Origin of the sequence: Kitasatospora sp. NPDC036755, assembly GCF_040636595.1 — a bacterium.
In the GTDB taxonomy this organism is placed as follows: domain Bacteria; phylum Actinomycetota; class Actinomycetes; order Streptomycetales; family Streptomycetaceae; genus Kitasatospora.
The window spans coordinates 1-16,585 of sequence record NZ_JBEZUT010000193.1 but is presented as its reverse complement, the minus strand read 5'-3'; the positions used below and the strand labels follow the sequence as shown (position 1 = coordinate 16,585).

Here is a 16,585-nt window from a genome sequence, read left to right as displayed (position 1 = left end):
GGCCGGGCGGGGCCGGTCGGCGGGCAGCTCCAGCACCGGCAGCGGCCCGGCGAGCCGCTCCCGCCAGTGCGTCAGCTGCTCGTCCCAGCGGCCCTCGGCGGCCCGGTCGGCCTGCCAACGGGCGTAGTCGGCGTACTGCACCGGCAGCGGGGGCAGGGCACGGCCGTCGTAGAGCGCGCCCAGGTCCTCGACCAGCACGCCCATCGACCAGCCGTCGAGCGCGATGTGGTGGATCACCAGGACCAGCACGTGCTCGTCCGGGGCCACCCGCAGCAGCAGGACGCGGATCGGCACCTCGGCGGCGAGGTCGAACGGCCGGGCGACGAACTCGTCGATCACCGCCCGGGCCGGCTCGCCGGCGGCGAGGTCGCGGACGGTCAGCGGCACCTCACCGACCGGCAGCACCCGCTGGACCGGCACGCCGTCCACCTCCGGCAGCACGGTGCGCAGCACCTCGTGCCGGGCCGTGAGCCCGCGCAGGGCCTCGGCCAGCGCCTGCTCGTCCAGCCCGCCGCCGATCCGCACCGCGGTGGGCACGTGGTAGGCCGGGTTGCCGGGCGCGAAGCGGTCGAACAGCCACATCCGCTGCTGGGCGAAGGAGAGCGGCAGCGGGAGGGCGCGGTCCGCCGGGACGACCGGCGGCAGCGGCGCGGGGACGCCGTCCGCCGGGCCGCCGTCGGCCCCGGCGCGCAGCCGCTCGACCAGCTCGGCCTGGGCGGCCACCGTGACGGCGGCGAACAGCTCGCGCAGTCGCAGCTCCACACCGAACTCCGCGCGCAGCGCGCCGACCAGCCGGTTGGCCAGCAGCGAGTGGCCGCCGAGGAGGAAGAAGTCGTCCAGCACGCCGACCTCGGGCCGCTCCAGCAGGTCCCGCCAGATCGCGGCGATCGCGGCCTCGGTGCCGGTGCGCGGGGCGAGCACCTCGGACGGCCCGTCGGGGGCGGCCGGCTCGGGCAGCGCGGCCCGGTCGACCTTGCCGTTGGGGGACAGCGGCAGGACCGTCAGCTCCGTCCACAGCGCGGGGACCAGGTGGCCGGGCAGCCGCTCGCGCAGCCAGGCGGCCAGCTCGGCGCCGGACACGGGCGCGGCGGCGACCCAGTAGGCGGCGAGCCGCCGGTCGCCCGGGGCCGTCTCGCGGGCCACCACGATGGCGTCGGCCACCGCCGGGTGGCCCAGCAGCACGCCGGTCACCTCGCCCGGCTCGACCCGGAACCCGCGGATCTTGACCTGGTGGTCGGCCCGGCCGAGCAGCTCCAGCTCGCCGTCGGGCCGGCGGCGGGCCAGGTCGCCGGTGCGGTAGAGGCGCTCGCCCGGCACCCGGGGGTACGGGTGCGGCACGAAGCGCTCGGCGGTCAGACCGGGACGGCCCCGGTACCCGCGGGCCAGCCCCTCGCCCGCCACGCACAGCTCGCCTGGCACCCCGGCGGGCACCGCGCGCAGTAGCCCGTCGAGCACCAGCAGCCGCTGGTTGGCCAGCGGGTGCCCGTACGGGACCGGGGCGGTCGGGTCGGCGTCCTCGGGCACCCGGTACTCGTTGTTGCAGAAGGCGGCCTCGGCCACGCCGGCGGAGTTGACGACCTCGCAGCCGGGCGCGGCGGCGCGCAGCCGCGCGGGCAGTGCGGGCGGCAGCACGTCGCCGCCGACCATGGCGCTGCGCAGGCTGCCCAGGGACAGGCCGTGCTCCTCGGCGGCGGCCAGCATCGCCTCCGTCCCGGCCGGCCCCATCGACCAGACGGTGACCTCGTGGCGGGCGACCAGCTCGGCCCAGTGCCGGGGGTCGCGGGCCGACTCCGGCGCGGGGAAGACGGCGGCGGCGCCGACCACCAGGGGGGCCAGGCAGTCGTGCACGGCCGGGTCGAAGCTCGGCGAGTGCAGGGCGATCATCCGGTCGCCGGGCGCGAAGCCATGGGTCAGGGCCAGCCCGGCGAAGGTGTTGAGGATGGCGCGGTGGGTGACGGCGACGCCCTTGGGACGCCCGGTGGAGCCCGAGGTGTACACCAGGTAGGCCAGGTTGGCCTCGCCGGCGCCGGTGACGCCGTCCTCCCCGGGGAACTCGGGCGCGTCCCGCGCGATCTCCTCCAGCAGCAGCACCTCGGTGCCGGCCGGCAGCGCGCCGACGGTGGAGCGGTTGGCGAGCACCACACCCGGCCGGGCGTCGTCGATCATGAAGGCGAGCCGGTCGGCCGGGTAGGACGGGTCCAGGCCGAGGAAGGCGCCGCCGGCCCGCAGCGTGCCCAGCATGCCGGCGCTGAGCCTGGCGCCGCGCTCCAGGCAGAGCGCCACCGGCACCTCCGGCCCGACGCCGCACTCCCGCAGTCGGTGGGCGATCCGGCCCGCCCAGGCGTCCAGCTCCCGGTAGGTGAGGGAGCCGGTGGCGTCGAGCACCGCGACCGCCTCCGGCGCCTCGGCCGCCCGGCGGGCGAACAGCCGGTCCACCCGCAGACCGGCCGGGAACTCGGCGTCGGTGTCGTTCCAGCCGTGCAGCTCCCGGGCCAGCTCCTCCGGGGTGAGCATCGGCAGCTCGGACAGCCGGGTGCCCGGCGCCCGTACGGCGGCCTCCAGCAGGGTGGTCCAGTGGCCGAGCAGCCGGGCCACCGTCGGCGTGTCGAAGAGGTCCCGGGCGAACTCGGCGAAACCGGTGAAGCAGCCCTCCTCCTCGGTGAGTTGGAGGTCCAGGTCGAGGTGCGCGCTGTCCCGGGGGACGGCCACCGGCTCGACGGCCAGCCCGGACAGCGCGGGCGTGGCGGCCGGTGCGTTCTGGAGCACGAAGCCGACCTGCGCCAGCGGGTTGCGGGAGAGGTCGCGGCTGGGCGCCAGCTCCTCGACCAACCGGTCGAAGGGCAGCTCGTGGTGCTCGAAGGCGTCCAGCGCGGTGCCCCGCACCCGCTCCACCAGGTCGGCGAAGCTCGGGTCGCCGGTCAGCGAGGTGCGCAGCAGCACCGTGTTGACCAGCGCGCCGACCAGCAGCTCCGTACCCGGGGCGCGGGTGGCCGGCCCGGTCGCCACCACGACCTCCTCGGCGCCCGCGTGCCGGGCCAGCACCGCCTGGAAGGCGGCCAGCAGGACCATGAACGGGGTCGCCCCCGCGGCTCGGGCGAGGTCGCGCACGGCCTGCGAGGCGGCCGCGTCCAGCCGTACCGGCACCGTGGCGCCGCGGAAGCTGCGCACCGCCGGGCGCGGCCGGTCGCCGGGCAGTTCCAGGGCCTGCGGCGCCCCGGCCAGCCGCTCGCGCCAGTGGGCGAGCAGCCGGTCGCCGAGGCCGCCGTCCAGCACGGCCTGCCGGGCGGCCACGTGGTCGGCGTAGCGCAGCGGCAGCTCGGGCAGCCGGGCCGGGCGCCGCTCCGCGGACGCGGCGTAGCCCTCGGAGAGCTCGGACATCAGCAGGCCGAAGGACCAGCGGTCCACCACGATGTGGTGCAGCACGACCACCAGCAGGTGCTCCTGCGGCCCGAGGGCGATCAGTTCGGCCCGCAGCAGCGGCCCCTTGGCCAGGTCGAAGGGCTGCTCGGCGAGCCGGGCGGCCAGCCGGCGTACCTCGGCCTCGTCGGCGCCGGCGGCCTCGGTGGTGCCCAGCTCGAAGACGCGTCGGGGCAGCACCAGTTGGACCGGGACGCCGTCGCGGGCCGGGAAGACGGTGCGCAGCGCCTCGTGCCGGTCGACCAGCCGCTGGAACGCCTGCCGGAGGTGGTCGACGGCCACCGGTCCGCGCAGCCGCAGGGCCGCGGCGGTGTTGTAGACGCCGCTGGGGCCCTCCAGCCGGTCGATCAGCCAGAACCGGCGCTGGGCGGCGGAGACCGGCAGCACCTCGGCGGTGCGGGGGGCGGGGGCCACGGGGTGCTCCTTCTCGGAGGTGGGGACGGGGGTGCTCGGGGCGCTCGGGGTGCGGGGGGCGGCGGTCACAGCTCCCCGCCCATCAGCTCCGCCAGCTCCTCGGCGGACAGGTCGTCGAAGCCGGCGCCGTCGGCCGGGACGCTCTCGCGCACCGGCGCGGCCGCCTCGGGCTGCTCCTCCGCGGCCGGGGCGCGGCGCACCGCCTCGGCGTACTCGCCCAGCACCGGCGCCTCGAACAGCGCCCGGACGGGCAGGTCGCGGCCCAGGGCCTCGCGGACGCCGGCGGTGACCTGGACGGCGAGCAGGGAGTGGCCGCCGAGGTCGAAGAAGTTGTCGGACAGGCCGATCCGGGACACGCCCAGGGTGGTGCTCCAGAGCTCGGCGAGCGCCCGCTCGGTGTCGTCGCGGGGCGCGAGCAGCGCGGTCGAGGCGGTGGACCAGTCCGGCGCGGGCAGCGCCGCCCGGTCGAGCTTGCCGTTGGCGGTCAGCGGCAGCGCGTCCAGGGTGACGAAGGCCTCCGGGACCATGTACTCCGGCAGCCGCTCCCGCAGGCGGGCGCGGAGCAGGGGCACCAGGCTGCGGGCGGCGCGGCCGCGGTGCGGGTCGTTCGCCCAGTGCGGCCAGGGGAGGCCCCGGTCGTCCCCGGCGGGCGGCAGCGCGCTGTGCGGCGCGGCGCCGTCCGGGCGGAAGGCGGCGTCGAAGCGGCCCAGCGGGTCGCCGGACGCCCAGCTGAACTCCACGGTGTGGCCGAGCTCCTCGGCCAGCTCGCGCAGCTCCTGCGGGTCGACCGGGTCCTGCTCGGCGGCACCGGCGGCACCGGCGGCGTCGTCGGGCCGGACGGCCTCGTCGGCCCGCGCGGTACTGGCGGCGAGCCGCGCGGCGGTCCGGGCGTCGGCGTGCACCCGGGCGTTGGGGATGCCGGTGACCACCAGCGGGGAGCCGTCGAGCAGGGCCCGGAGGCCGCCGCCGGTCCACGGCACCACGCGCTCCGGCGCGGCGTCCGGTCCGGTGCCGGCCGGCTCGGCGCCGCCCGCCTCGGTTCCGGCCGCCTCCGTGCCGGCCGCCTCGGTGTCGAGGTGCAGCACCACGTCGTAGCGGTAGCGGGTCATCTCGTTGCGGTCGCGCCCGGGCTTGGGCAGCACCTCCACCCGGCCGATCCGCGGGATCTCCCGGCGCAGCGCGGTGAAGAAGCGCGGGTCGAGCAGCAGCTCGTCCTCCTGCCGGACGGCCTGCCGGACCTGCCGGGCCAGCTCGGCGTCCGTCGCCCCGGCCGCCGGGCCCGCGCGGAGGACCGACACCGTGAAGGCGTCCAGCAGTGCCAGGTGCCGGACGTCGCCGACCACGATCCGCCCGCCCGGGGCGAGCAGCGCGGCGGCCCCGCGGAGGACCTCGACCAGGTAGCCCGCGCTCGGCAGGTACTGGGCGACCGAGTTGACGACGACGGTGTCGAAGCCGTCGCCCGCCAGCCCGTCCAGCTCGTGACCGGCCCGGCGCAGCACCCGGACGTGCTCCCAGTGCTCGGGGAGGTGGCGGCGCACGTGCGCGACGGCGCTGTCCGACAGGTCGAGGGCGGTGTACCGCTCGCAGTCGCCGGCCAGTCGGAAGAGCAGCAGGCCGGTGCCGCTGCCGATCTCCAGGACCCGGCGCGGCCCGGTGCGCCGGATCAGCGCGACGGTGGACTCCACCCAGCGCCGCATCTCCTCGGCCGGTATCGGCTCGCCGGTGTAACTGCTCGTCCAGCCGCGGATGTTGAAGGTCGGATCGGAGCCCGCCACCTGCTCGTAGTGCTCGTAGGCGGTGTCGAAGACGGTCCGCCACTCGGCGACCTGCTCGGCGTCGGCCGCGTCGTGCCCGGCCCGCGGCTCCTGCCGCGCGCCCGCCGACTCCTCGGGGACGAGGTAGGCCACCAGCCCGGGGCCGCCGCCGGGCGCCTCGCGGGGCAGGACGGCCGCGTGCCGCACGCCCGGGTGGGCGCCCAGCTCCGCCTCGATCTCGCCGAGCTCCACCCGGTGGCCGCGGACCTTGACCTGCTGGTCGATCCGGCCGAGGTACTCCAGGGTGCCGTCCGGCAGCCGGCGGGCGAGGTCGCCGCTGCGGTACAGCCGTTCGCCGCCGCCCAGCGGGGAGGGGACGAAGCGTTCGGCGGTCAGGCCCGGGCGGCCCAGGTAGCCGCGGGCCAGGCCGGGCCCGCCGACGCACAGTTCGCCGGGCACGCCCGGCGGCACCGGTTCGCCGCGCCGGTCCAGCAGGTGCACCGCCAGGTCGGCCAGCGGGCGGCCGATCACGCTGCCGGGGGCGGACAGCCCGGCCGGGTCGAGCGGGTGCGCGGTGACGTGCACCGTGGTCTCGGTGATCCCGTACATGTTGACGAGCCGGGGGCCGTCCGGGTGCCGGGCGGCCCAGCCGCGCAGCGCGCCCGGCTCCAGGGCCTCGCCGCCGAACACCACGTGCCGCAGCGCGAGCGGCCGGTCGGCCGGACCGCGGGGCGCCGCCTCGTCGGCGTCCGCGAACTGCCGGAAGGCGGTGGGCGTCTGGCTGAGCACCGTGACGCCCTCGGCGCGCACCAGGGCGAGGCAGGCGGCGGGGCTCTGCCGGGCCTCCTGCGGCACCACGGCGATCCGGCCGCCGTGGAGCAGCGCGCCCCAGATCTCCCAGACCGAGAAGTCGAAGGCGGCGGAGTGGTAGAGCGACCAGACGTCCTCCGGGCCGAACGGCACGTCCGCCGAGGCCGCCTCGAAGAGCCGCAGCACGTTGGCGTGGGTGAGCAGCGCGCCCTTGGGACGGCCGGTGGTGCCGGAGGTGTAGATCACGTACGCGAGGTGGTCCGGGTGCGGCGCCACCGGTTCCAGTGGCCGCTCCTCCGAGAGCCGGTCGGTGGGCGTCTGGTCGGTGGGCGCCTGGTCGACCGCCAGCACCGGGACGCCGTCCGCCGCCGAGGCGTGCCCGGGGTCGGCGACCAGGGCCACCGCGCCGGAGTCGGCGAGGGTGTAGGCCCGCCGGTCGGCCGGGTGGCGGGGGTCGAGCGGGACGTACGCGCCGCCGCTCTTCAGGATGCCCAGGATGCCGGTGACCAACCGGACGGAGGGCTCCACACAGATCGCCACCCGGCTCTCCGGGCCCACGCCCAGCTCGCGCAGCCGCCGGGCCAGCGCGTCCGAACGGCGGTCCAGCTCCGTGGCGGCGACCAGGGCGCCGGCCCGCTCGGCGAGCAGCCGTCGGCGGGAGACCGGGCGGGTCATCAGCAGTTCGATGGTGCCGGACTCGACGTCGGCCGCGACGGCTGCGGCGCCGAGCGAGCCGATCACGGTCAGTTGGAGGGCGATCCAGAACGGGTGGGTGAGCCCGGCGCCGAGCAGTCCGGGGTAGCTGGCGATGGAGACGTCCCCGTTGGAGCCGCTGAAGGCCTTGAACGCGCCGGGCGGGGTGCGGCGTTCGCCGAACAGGTCGCCGGTCGGCACCGTCCCGGCGATCACCACGATCAGGGTCTCGAAGACGACCATGCCGAGGAGCAGGGAGAGCAGCATCCGGCGGCGCCGGTGCAGGGCGAGCCAGACCAGCGGGAGGCGGCGGTTGACGGTGCCCGGGTTCACGGCCGCTCCTCCGGCTCCGGCAGCCCGCCGTCGTTGCCGCGCTCCTCGGCCCCGACGGACCGGTAGAGGTCGAGGAAGGCCTCGTCCAGGCCCGCCTCCTCCACGGTCAGGTCGGCCACCGGCTGTTCGGCGAGCAGGGTGCGCACCGCCCCGACCACCTCGTCCGGCGGCACCAGCAGCTCGACCCGCGGGCCGTCCCAGCGCGGGGACCACCGCTCGGCGGTGCCGAGCGGCCGGGCGCCCCGACCGTCGTCGATCAGCAGCCGGACCCGGCGGGCCCGGGCCTGGCGCAGTTCGGCCACCGAGCGGACGGTGACCAGTCGGCCGTGGCGGACGATGGCGACCCGGCCGCAGGTCCGTTGCACCTCCGGCAGCACGTGGCTGGAGAGCAGGACGGTCCGGCCGGCCGCGGTCTCCTCGGCGAGAAGTTCGTAGAAGGTCTCCTGGACCAGCGGGTCGAGCCCCTCGCTCGGTTCGTCCAGTACCACCACCGGCGGCCGGTGCTGGAGGGCCTGGACGAGCCCGAGCTTCTGCTTCATGCCGCGGGAGTACTCCCCCACCGGCCGGGCCAGGTCGGCCCGGGAGAGCTTGAGCCGGTCGCACAGCTCGCGCCGGCGGGGGACCGGGGCGCCCTGGAGGGCGGCGAGCAGGTCGAGGGTCTGCTGCCCGGTGAGCTCGGGGTAGAGCCGCAGTTCGCCGGGCAGGTAGCCGATCGAGGGGGCGAGCAGGCCGTGGTCGGCCACCGGGTCCAGGCCGAGCACCCGGACCCGGCCGTCGCTGGGGCCGAGCAGGCCGACCAGGCAGCGCAGCGTGGTGGTCTTGCCGGCGCCGTTGGGGCCGAGCAGTCCGAAGACCTCGCCGGCCTCGACCGACACGTCCAGCCCTTCGATGCCGACGGTGTCGCCGTAGCGCTTGGTGAGCGCCCGCAGTTCGATCACCGGGCCCGCGTGCCCGGTGCTCCGGCGGTCGACGGCTGGATCCGGCTTCCCGGGCATGGCCACCTCCTGTGACGGCTGTGCCGCGGCGACGGTGCGCTCCGGCGCCGCCGGCTGCGTCCGACATCCAAGCGCGGCCGGCCGGGCGAGTCCAGGGACGCGCCCGGACCGCTCCGGGGCTCACCCCTTGCACACGCCCAACGGCACCAGCCGGGCGACCTGCCGGGCGAGCCCGGCGGCCTCGGTGACGGCGGCCACCGCGTCGACGTCCTTGTACGCGGCCGGGGTCTCCTCGGCCAGGGCCCGCCAGGAGGCCGGCCGCACCGCGATCCCCCGCGCCTCCAGTTCGTCCTTCAGCCGCTCGCCGCGCACGGTGCGCAGCGCCTGGTGGCGGCTCAGCACCCGCCCGGCGCCGTGGCAGGCGGAGCGGAAGGCCTCGTTGCCGGGCAGGCCGACCATGACGTACGAGGCAGTGCCCATGGTGCCCGGCACCAGCACGGGCTGTCCGGCCGCTGCGAGGTCGGCGGGCAGGTCGGGGTCGCCGGGCGGCAGTGCCCGGGTGGCGCCCTTGCGGTGCACGCACAGGGTCCGGGGTTCGCCGTCCACCTCGTGGGTCTCCAGCTTGGCGAGGTTGTGCGAGACGTCGTAGACCAGTTCCAGTCCGACGCCGAGCGCGGTCGCGAAGGCGCGGCGGGCCGCTTCGGAGAGCAGCTGCCGGTTGGCCCGGCCGTAGTTGGCGGCGGCGGTCATGGCGCCCAGGTAGGCGCGCCCGCGTGGGGAGTCGACCGGGGTGCAGGCGAGTTGGCGGTCCGGGAGCTCGATCCGGTAGCGGTGCAGTTCGCGGTCCATGGCGCGGACGTGGTCGGTGCAGATCTGGTGGCCGAGGCCGCGAGAGCCGCAGTGGATCATGACGCAGACCTGGTCCGGCCGCAGTCCGAAGGCGGCGGCGGTCCACTGGTCGTGGACCCGGTCGACGGCCTGCACCTCCAGGAAGTGGTTGGCCGAGCCGAGACTGCCGACCTGCTGCAGCCCGCGCTCGACGGCCCGGGTGCTCACCTCGCCGGGGGCCGCGCCGGCCAGCACGCCGCCGTCCTCGCAGCGCTCCAGGTCGCGCGGCACGCCGTGGCCGTGCTCGACCGCGTAGCGGGCGCCGCCGAGCAGGAGCTCGTCCAGTTCCCCCGGTCCGGACAGCCGCCACAGGCCGCCCCGGCCGAGGCCGCGCGGGACGGTGCGGTCCAGCAGGTCCATCAGGCGGCCGATCCGCTCCGCGTCGAGTTCCTCCCGGCTCACGCCGGCGGCCAGCAGCCGGACCCCGCAGGAGATGTCGAAGCCCACCCCGCCGGGTGAGACCACCCCGCCCCGGTCGACGTCGGTGGCGGCGACCCCGCCGATCGGGAAGCCGTAGCCCCAGTGCACATCGGGCATCGCGAAGGAGGCGCGGACGATCCCGGGCAGCGTCGCCACGTTCGCGACCTGTTCCAGCGCCTTGTCTCCGGCGGCCTGCGGCAGCAGCGCACCGTTCGCGAAGACCACGCCGGGCACCCGCATCGGCGGGCGCGGCTCGATCCGCCAGCGGTGCCGGCCCGCCTCGGTCAGTGCGATCTCCACCTCGCTCACCAGCTCCCGCTGCTCCGGTCCGCCCGGCCCGGGCCCGCGGTGCCCGGGGCCGCGGTGCCCAGGGCCGCAGTGCCCCGGTCCGTACGGCCCGGGTCCGCCGCGACCGGGGCCGGTTCAGACGTCCACGGTGACCCGGCAGGTCCAGCCGTCCGGCCCGGCACTCAGGTCCAGGTCGTGCAGTGAGACGGCCTTGGGCACGGCGCCGACCAGCGCGGCGGTGGCGGCGTCGGCCATCGTGAAGCGCACCTCCACCCGGCGGGCGCCCTCCAGGCCCTCGATCGGGCCGACCGCCACCGCCACCGGCAGCTCGCCGTCGGCGTCCATCCGGTAGACGACCTCCTCCAGGACGCCCACGAGCAGGTCCGGGTCGCTCGCCGCGAGGACGGTGCAGACGCGCTCGCCGACGGTCCGCGCGTCCGTCAGGTCGACGAAGCCGCCGACCACGGCGCGCACCAGCTCGCCGATGCAGCCCTCGGCCGTCGGCGCCCAGGCCTCGACCCTCAGGTCGGCCGTGTGCGGCACGCTCCGGTGGCCGACCGCGGACCGGCCCGCGAGCTCGCGTCCGTCCACGGGCGACGCCTCCCGCGACTCCTTGCCGTCTCTCCTCCAGCGTCGTCCCCGGGGGCGCCCGGCGGCAAGTCCGGGTCAGCTCCCGAGGGTGGCGAGGTAGGCGGCGGCCAGCTCGGGGGTGGCCAGCCAGGCGGCGTGGTCGCTCGGCTCGGCGTAGGTGTTGGCGAGCCGGCGGCCGACCTCGGGGTACCGCGCGGCCGCCGCGAACACCCCTTGGAGGTGGTCCGGAACGGTCAGCATCGAGGCGGTGAACTCCACGCTGTGGCGGGCCTGCTGCTGCCAGAACCGCTCGGCGGTGCGGCACATCCAGTCGGCCGTGTACGGGGCGTCACCGTGCTCGACGACGGCCCGGCGGTAGGCCTCGGCGGCCCGGGCGGCGTTGTTGGCGCCCTGCCCGGTGATCGGGTCGGTCACCACCACCGCGTCGCCGAGGCCGAGCACGTGGACGGCGTCCACGCCCGAGCCGAGCTCCGCCACCGGGTGCCGGACCACCGGCGTGACCGCGCCGAACAGGCCGGCCCCGGCGTCGGTCGGCTCGGCCTGCGTCCAGAGCTCCGCCTCCCAGGGCAGGTACTCGCCCAACAGCGCGCGGATCCGGTCCAGTTGGACGTCGGGCGGCGGGGCGTCGCCGAACGCGTCCAGCGGGCCGCCGGGCAGTGCCTCCCAGAGCAGGATGTCGCAAGGGCCGGAGAGGGTGAGCGCCGGCTGCAGGTACAGCTCGCCGAGGCCGGGCAGGGCGTTCATCCGGGCCCTCGGCCCGGCCGCCGGGTCCGGCGAGCCGACGCCGTGGGCGTACAGGCAGGACAGCGCGCGCTGCGGCCGGTCGAAGGGCGAGCGGCCGGCGTCGCGTTCGAAGATCCCGGACAGGCCGCCGCGGCCGGCCGCGACCACGGTCAGCTCGTGCCGGCGGGCCAGCTCGCGCAGCCCGCCGCGGTCCAGCGTGCGGTACTCGATCTCGCCGCCGCGCTCGGCCAGCAGCTCCAGCCAGCCGGCCAGCTTGAGCCGCTGGTCCACCGACTGGGCGGGCTCGTCCAGCGTCATGGTGTACTCCAGCGCGCGCACGCCCGGGGGCGCCGCCAGCACCGCCTCCACCGAGGAGACGGCCGGTGCCCGGTCCGCCCAGAGGTCCAGCCCGGCCGCCGCCTCGATCCGCAGCGCGGGGCCGAACATCGCCTGGGTGGACAGCACCCGGCCGCCGCGCAGCTGCTCCGGGGTGCGCTCGGCGACCAGTGTCACCCGGTACCCGTCCGCCACCAGCCCGAGCGCGAGCTGGAGGCCGGCCTGGCCCGCTCCGACAACGGCGATCCGGCGCAAGGCTGCCTCCCGGTGATCTGCTGATGGCCCGTCAAGCAGGCACAGTAGTCGAGCGGGAGCGCTCCGGACACCGGTGCGGGCACACCGGTTCGGCGGCCGCGGCGGCGTCCGGTTCGCGCCGCCGGCGGACCACCGGCCCGGGTGCCCGCCCGGACCGGGTCAGCCGCGCAGGTGCGCGGTGAGCACCTCCACCACGTCGGCGGTCCGGTCGGCCAGGTAGAAGTGCCCGCCCGGGAAGACCCGCAGGTCGAAGGCGCCGGTGGTGTGCTGCTCCCACCCGCCGACCTGGTCCACGGTGGCCCGGTCGTCGCTCTCCCCCACCAGCGCGGTGATCGGCGCCGACACGGTCGCGTCCGGGGCACTGCAGTAGGTCTCGACGGCGGTGTAGTCGGCCCGCAGGCTCGGCAGGATCAGCTCGCGCAGGCCGGGGATGGCGAGCACCCGGTCGTCCGTGCCCCCGAGCTCGGAGATCTCGGCGAGCAGCTCGTCGTCCGGCAGTTGGTGGATCCTGCTGGTCCGGCGCAGCGAGGGCGCGCGGCCGGCCGAGACCACGAGCCGGTCCGGCCCCTTCACGCCGTCGCGCTCGAAGCACCGGGCGGTCTCGAAGGCGACGGACGCGCCCATGCTGTGGCCGAAGAACGTGAGCGGCCGGTCCGCCCACTCCCGCAGCTCCCGGGCGAGGTGCTCGGCGAGGGCGGTCACCGAGGAGACCACGGGCTCGGCGATGCGGTTCTGCCGGCCCGGGTACTGGACGGCCAGCACGTCGGCGTGCGGCGCCAACGCGTTGGCGTACTCCAGGTAGTAGCTGGCCGCGCCACCGGCGTGCGGGAAGATCACGATCCGGGCGGGCGCGGAGTCGGACGGGTTGAACCTGCGGAACCACGGATTGTCGACGACGGCGCTGCTGGACATGCGGGGTGAGGCCTCTCTCCGGGACGAACTCTGCCGGCCCCAGTCTGGCAGTGCCGGGCCCGCCCGCGGGGCGATGTGACGATCATGCGCCACAGCGGGCCGGTTCCCGACCGTGGGCCCCGGGGCGCCGCGGTGGCACGATGGCCGCATGAACGAGCCCGAGGACTGGATCACCGTCGCCGCGTACGAGAACCTGCCCGGTCGCCCCGCCGTCGGAGCCTCCGTCCGCGCTTGACTGCGCGACCGGGGCATCGACTGGATGCCGTTCGCCGTGGACGCGGTGCGCGCGGACCTGGTCTGCGGGCGCGGCCCGGACGGCCGTTGGCGCGGCTGGTTCGACGTCCGGGTCCGCGCCGACGCCCTGCGCCGCCTCGGACTCCACCCCGAGCAGCCGTCGGCGGCCGTCACCGGCGCGTCCCCGCCCGGCTGGTGGCACGCGGCCGCCGAGCGCCGGGCCTACCGCTGACGGCCGGCGGCGGGGCCGAAGCGCACCGTCTCGGCCCGGGACCGGGAGACGGCGTCCAGCAGCAGCACGGACGAGGCCTCGGGTGTCGGCATCGGGCCGCCGGAGCGCACGTGCCGGGTGAAGGCCGCCAACAGGCGCTCCAGGCCCCGGCGGTGGCGGGCGAAGACCCGGGTGGAGGCGTGCCGGCCGCGGGCCCGCTGGCCGTCCAGCGCGGTGGCGGCGCCGACGTCCAGCAGCACCAGGTGCAGTTCGCGGCCCCCGCGGCCCGCCTCCCGGGCGAGCCAGCGCCGCATCCAGGCGCGGCTGCCGCAGTCGTGCACCAGCAGCGGGCCGCCGTCGCGCACCGAGGAGCGCAGCAGCCGGAAGTGCTCCAGCCGGGCCCACGGCCGGTACACCGCGTACGGCAGGGCGGCGGGCATCACCGCCTCGCAGGCCTCGTGCACCGTCCGCGGGTCCACGGCCCGCACCGCCGCCCCGGACCAGCGCCGCAGCAGCGTGCTCTTCCCGGCACCCGGCAGCCCGGACACCACCACGACGGCGCCGGCCGGGTAGACGGCGACGAACCCCGCCCCGGCCTCGCCCCGCAGGTCGACCACGCCGCGCGGCGCCACGACCGCGTCCACCCCGCTGTCCACCGGCCCGATCCCCCCGTCCACGTCCGACCGGGAACCCTAACAACAACCCCCGGCCGGGGTGTCCGGGGCCCCGGCCCACCGTGGTGCGTCCGTGGGGCCGGCATCCACTAGGCTGACGCCCCGTCGGACAGGAGGCGGGCCATGGCGGAGGCGGCTCCGACGTACACCGCGCTGGTGCTGGACGGGCTGGCGCGCGATCCCGGGCGGGTGGCGATCCGGTTCGGGGACGGCGCGTGGACCGGGCGGCAGTGCCTGGACCTGGTGCACCGCACCGCCCGGGCCCTGGAGCGGGCCGGGCTGGGGCCCGGGGACGGGGTGACGGTGCTGGCCGGGAACCGGCCGGAGGCCCTGCTGGTGCGGCTGGCCGCGAACCTGCTGGGCTGCCGGGTGGCGATGCCGTTCCCGGACGGGCCGGTCGCGGAGCAGGTGGCGCTGGCGGAGTTCGCCGGGACGTCCGCGCTGGTCTTCGACCCGGTCCGGTGCGCGGCGGCGGCCGCCGGGATCGCACGGGCCGTGCCCGCCGCCCTCCTGCTCTCGCTGGGGCCGTCGCCGCTCGGGCTCGGCACGGACCTGCTGGACCTCGCCGCGGCCCGTTCCCCCGCCCCGTTCGAGCCCCGCGGCCGCCCCGAGGACGTGATGGCGGTGCGGTTCACGGGCGGCACCACCGGGCGCCCGAAGGGGGTGCTGCGCCGGTTCGGGCGGCCGCCGCGCCCGCCGCTGCTGTCCGGCTCGGTCTTCCTGCTCTGCACCCCGCTCTGCCACGGCGGCGGCACCACGGCGGACCTTTCGCTGGCCGCGGGCGGCACGGTGGTGATGCAGGACGGCTTCGACGCCGGGGCCGTGCTGGCGGCGGTCGAGCGGCACCGGGTGTCCCGGACGTACCTGCCGCCGCACCTGCTCTACCGGCTGCTGGACCACCCGCTGCTGCCCACGACCGACACCGGCAGCCTGCGCCGGATCGGCTACACCGGCTGCGCGGCCTCCCCGCGGCGCCTCGCCGAGGCGACCCGCCGACTGGGCCGGGTGCTGCACCAGACCTACAGCCTGACGGAGTGCGGTCCGGTCGCGCGGCTGGGCCCGGACGAGCACCTGGCGCCGCGGCTGCTGACCACCGCGGGCCGCCCGTTCCCGGACACCCTGCTGCGCGTCGTGGACGAGGACGGTACCGAGCTGCCGCCGGACCGGACCGGGGAGATCCGCGTCCGCACCCCGACCGCGATGGCCGGCTACTGGCGTGACCCGGAGCTGACCGAGCGGGTGCTGCGGGACGGCTGGCTGCACACCGGCGACCTGGGCAGCCTGGACCCGGCCGGCTATCTGACGGTGGCCGGACGGCGGGACCCGATGGCGATCGTCGAGGGGCACAATGTGTTCCCCCGCGAGATCGAGGAGCCGCTGCGCACCCACCCGGAGGTCCGCGAGGCGGTGATGTTCACGACCACCGACCCGGACCGTCTGGAACGGGTGCACGCCGCCGTCGCCCTCGCCCCCGGCTCCCGGCTGACGGCCGAGCAGCTGCACCGCTGGGGCCGGGCGCGCGGGCTCGGCCGGTGCGCCCCGGACACGCTCCTGCTGCTCCCCGCGATCCCGCTGAACGGTCTCGGGAAGCCGGACCTCGACGCCCTGCGGGCTCAGGTGGGCGACGGAAGCATACGGGCGACCGCCACCGCGGGGGCGCGCGACGGGGCTTGACGCCCCCTCCAGTGCTTCGAGCGCCTACGCGGGCAACCTCTTCCGCGCCACCCGGCGGGAAGAACCGTCCGTGGGCACTCGACCGGGCGGCCCGACCTGCCGACACATCCCCGGCAGCGTCGTGCACATCGGTGCGGGCCGCACCGTCCCCCCAGGAGGCACTCCCTTGACCTGGCTTCGCGTCCTGACCGCACTGGGCATCCTCGCCGTGGCGGCCAGTGCCCTGATCGTCTTCGCCCTGTGCACGTCCACCTCCCGGAGCGAGCGTGCCGCGAAGGAGGCGCCGCCGGACCTCCGGGCCGACGCCGAGGGCAGCGGCCTGTTCCAGCGGATGGGCGGCGACACCTGACCGGCCGGTCCGGACGGCGACGGCCACCGTCACCCGGACCTTCCGCACTCGGCTTCGGTGCCCCGCCGGCCCGGTGCCCCACCAGGGGCCCGCGAGGGATCAGTGCCCCACCAGGGGCCCGCGAGGGATCAGTGCTCCGCCATGTCGTCGGGTCGGACCTCGATGTGGTCGCCCGCGAGGTCCACCGCGACCCGGTGCTCCATCCCCAACGACTCCAGGAACTTCACCGGCAACTGCACCCGACCACCACGGTCCAGCATCACGTACTCACGCTCGTTGACCGACTCCTCACCATGCTCGTCCGTCACCATGCGCCGCAACACCTCACTCGCCGTCCGACCGTCCCGGATCGCCACCGTCCGACGCACCTCACCCGCCACCATCGGATCATGCGTCACGATCACCACCGTCGCCCCCAACTCCCGGTTCACCGTACGGAACGACTCGAAGATCACCCCCGCCGTCTCCGAATCCAACTCACCCGTCGGCTCGTCCGCCAACAACACCGGCGGATCGTTCGCCATCGCCACCGCGATCGCCACCCGCTGCTGCTGACCACCCGACAACTCACCCGGCTTCCGACGCGCCAGATCCCCGATCTCCAACGCCTCCATCAACTCCGCCACCCGCACCGCCCGCGCCCGCGCCCCACCCCCACCCGAACGACGACCCCG

The 16,585-nt window shown here is 76.7% G+C and carries 12 protein-coding genes; 3 read left to right on the top strand and 9 right to left on the bottom strand.

The genetic code is table 11. From position 1 onward, the window contains the following. From AB0E96_RS25805 to AB0E96_RS25775, 7 genes are all read right to left on the bottom strand, one after another. Positions 1-3,831 (bottom strand): amino acid adenylation domain-containing protein (locus AB0E96_RS25805; protein WP_359827716.1); only part of this gene is annotated, 3,831 nt, incomplete at its 3' end. Between the two features lie 65 nt (positions 3,832-3,896). Next, positions 3,897-7,421 (bottom strand): amino acid adenylation domain-containing protein, encoded by a 3,525-nt coding sequence (locus AB0E96_RS25800; RefSeq protein ID WP_359827715.1) that lies wholly within the window; start codon positions 7,419-7,421, stop codon positions 3,897-3,899. Then, positions 7,418-8,416, bottom strand: coding sequence for an ABC transporter ATP-binding protein (locus tag AB0E96_RS25795; protein ID WP_359827714.1), 999 nt, complete (start codon positions 8,414-8,416; stop codon positions 7,418-7,420). Before AB0E96_RS25795 ends, AB0E96_RS25800 begins: the two co-directional genes overlap by 4 nt. A 120-nt stretch (positions 8,417-8,536) precedes the next feature. Further along, positions 8,537-9,973, bottom strand: coding sequence for an RtcB family protein (locus tag AB0E96_RS25790; protein WP_359827712.1), 1,437 nt, complete (start codon positions 9,971-9,973; stop codon positions 8,537-8,539). Positions 9,974-10,087: 114 nt separating this feature from the next. Next, positions 10,088-10,543, bottom strand: coding sequence for an archease (locus AB0E96_RS25785; protein ID WP_359827710.1), 456 nt, complete (start codon positions 10,541-10,543; stop codon positions 10,088-10,090). Between the two features lie 75 nt (positions 10,544-10,618). After that, complete coding sequence (locus AB0E96_RS25780) at positions 10,619-11,857, bottom strand: styrene monooxygenase/indole monooxygenase family protein (RefSeq protein WP_359827708.1); 1,239 nt, start codon at positions 11,855-11,857, stop codon at positions 10,619-10,621. 159 nt (positions 11,858-12,016) lie between these two features. Then, positions 12,017-12,769, bottom strand: coding sequence for an alpha/beta fold hydrolase (locus AB0E96_RS25775; RefSeq protein WP_359827706.1), 753 nt, complete (start codon positions 12,767-12,769; stop codon positions 12,017-12,019). A 259-nt stretch (positions 12,770-13,028) separates the two neighbouring features. Between AB0E96_RS25775 and AB0E96_RS25770 the strand changes: the two genes are divergently transcribed. Next, positions 13,029-13,235 (top strand): hypothetical protein, encoded by a 207-nt coding sequence (locus AB0E96_RS25770; protein WP_359827704.1) that lies wholly within the window; start codon positions 13,029-13,031, stop codon positions 13,233-13,235. Here the strand turns inward: AB0E96_RS25770 and AB0E96_RS25765 are convergent. After that, positions 13,226-13,891, bottom strand: coding sequence for an AAA family ATPase (locus tag AB0E96_RS25765; RefSeq protein ID WP_359827703.1), 666 nt, complete (start codon positions 13,889-13,891; stop codon positions 13,226-13,228). The genes AB0E96_RS25770 and AB0E96_RS25765 overlap by 10 nt on opposite strands. A gap of 120 nt (positions 13,892-14,011) precedes the next feature. On the opposite strand from AB0E96_RS25765, the gene AB0E96_RS25760 reads away from it, so the two are divergent. Together AB0E96_RS25760 and AB0E96_RS25755 are read left to right on the top strand one after the other, a co-directional pair. Next, on the top strand, positions 14,012-15,562 hold the full coding sequence (locus AB0E96_RS25760; RefSeq protein ID WP_359827701.1) for an AMP-binding protein: 1,551 nt from the start codon (positions 14,012-14,014) through the stop codon (positions 15,560-15,562). Positions 15,563-15,728: 166 nt separating this feature from the next. Continuing rightward, complete coding sequence (locus AB0E96_RS25755) at positions 15,729-15,911, top strand: hypothetical protein (protein WP_359827700.1); 183 nt, start codon at positions 15,729-15,731, stop codon at positions 15,909-15,911. Positions 15,912-16,039: 128 nt separating this feature from the next. Here the strand turns inward: AB0E96_RS25755 and AB0E96_RS25750 are convergent. After that, positions 16,040-16,585 (bottom strand): ATP-binding cassette domain-containing protein (locus tag AB0E96_RS25750; RefSeq protein WP_359827698.1); only part of this gene is annotated, 546 nt, incomplete at its 5' end.

Bases quoted from the DNA above. Each gene is read 5' to 3' on its own strand.
- AB0E96_RS25795 (WP_359827714.1), bottom strand. From the start codon at position 8,416: ATGCCCGGGAAGCCGGATCCAGCCGTCGACCGCCGGAGCACCGGGCAC.
- AB0E96_RS25775 (WP_359827706.1), bottom strand. From the start codon at position 12,769: ATGTCCAGCAGCGCCGTCGTCGACAATCCGTGGTTCCGCAGGTTCAAC.
- AB0E96_RS25770 (WP_359827704.1), top strand. From the start codon at position 13,029: ATGCCGTTCGCCGTGGACGCGGTGCGCGCGGACCTGGTCTGCGGGCGC.
- AB0E96_RS25760 (WP_359827701.1), top strand. From the start codon at position 14,012: ATGGCGGAGGCGGCTCCGACGTACACCGCGCTGGTGCTGGACGGGCTG.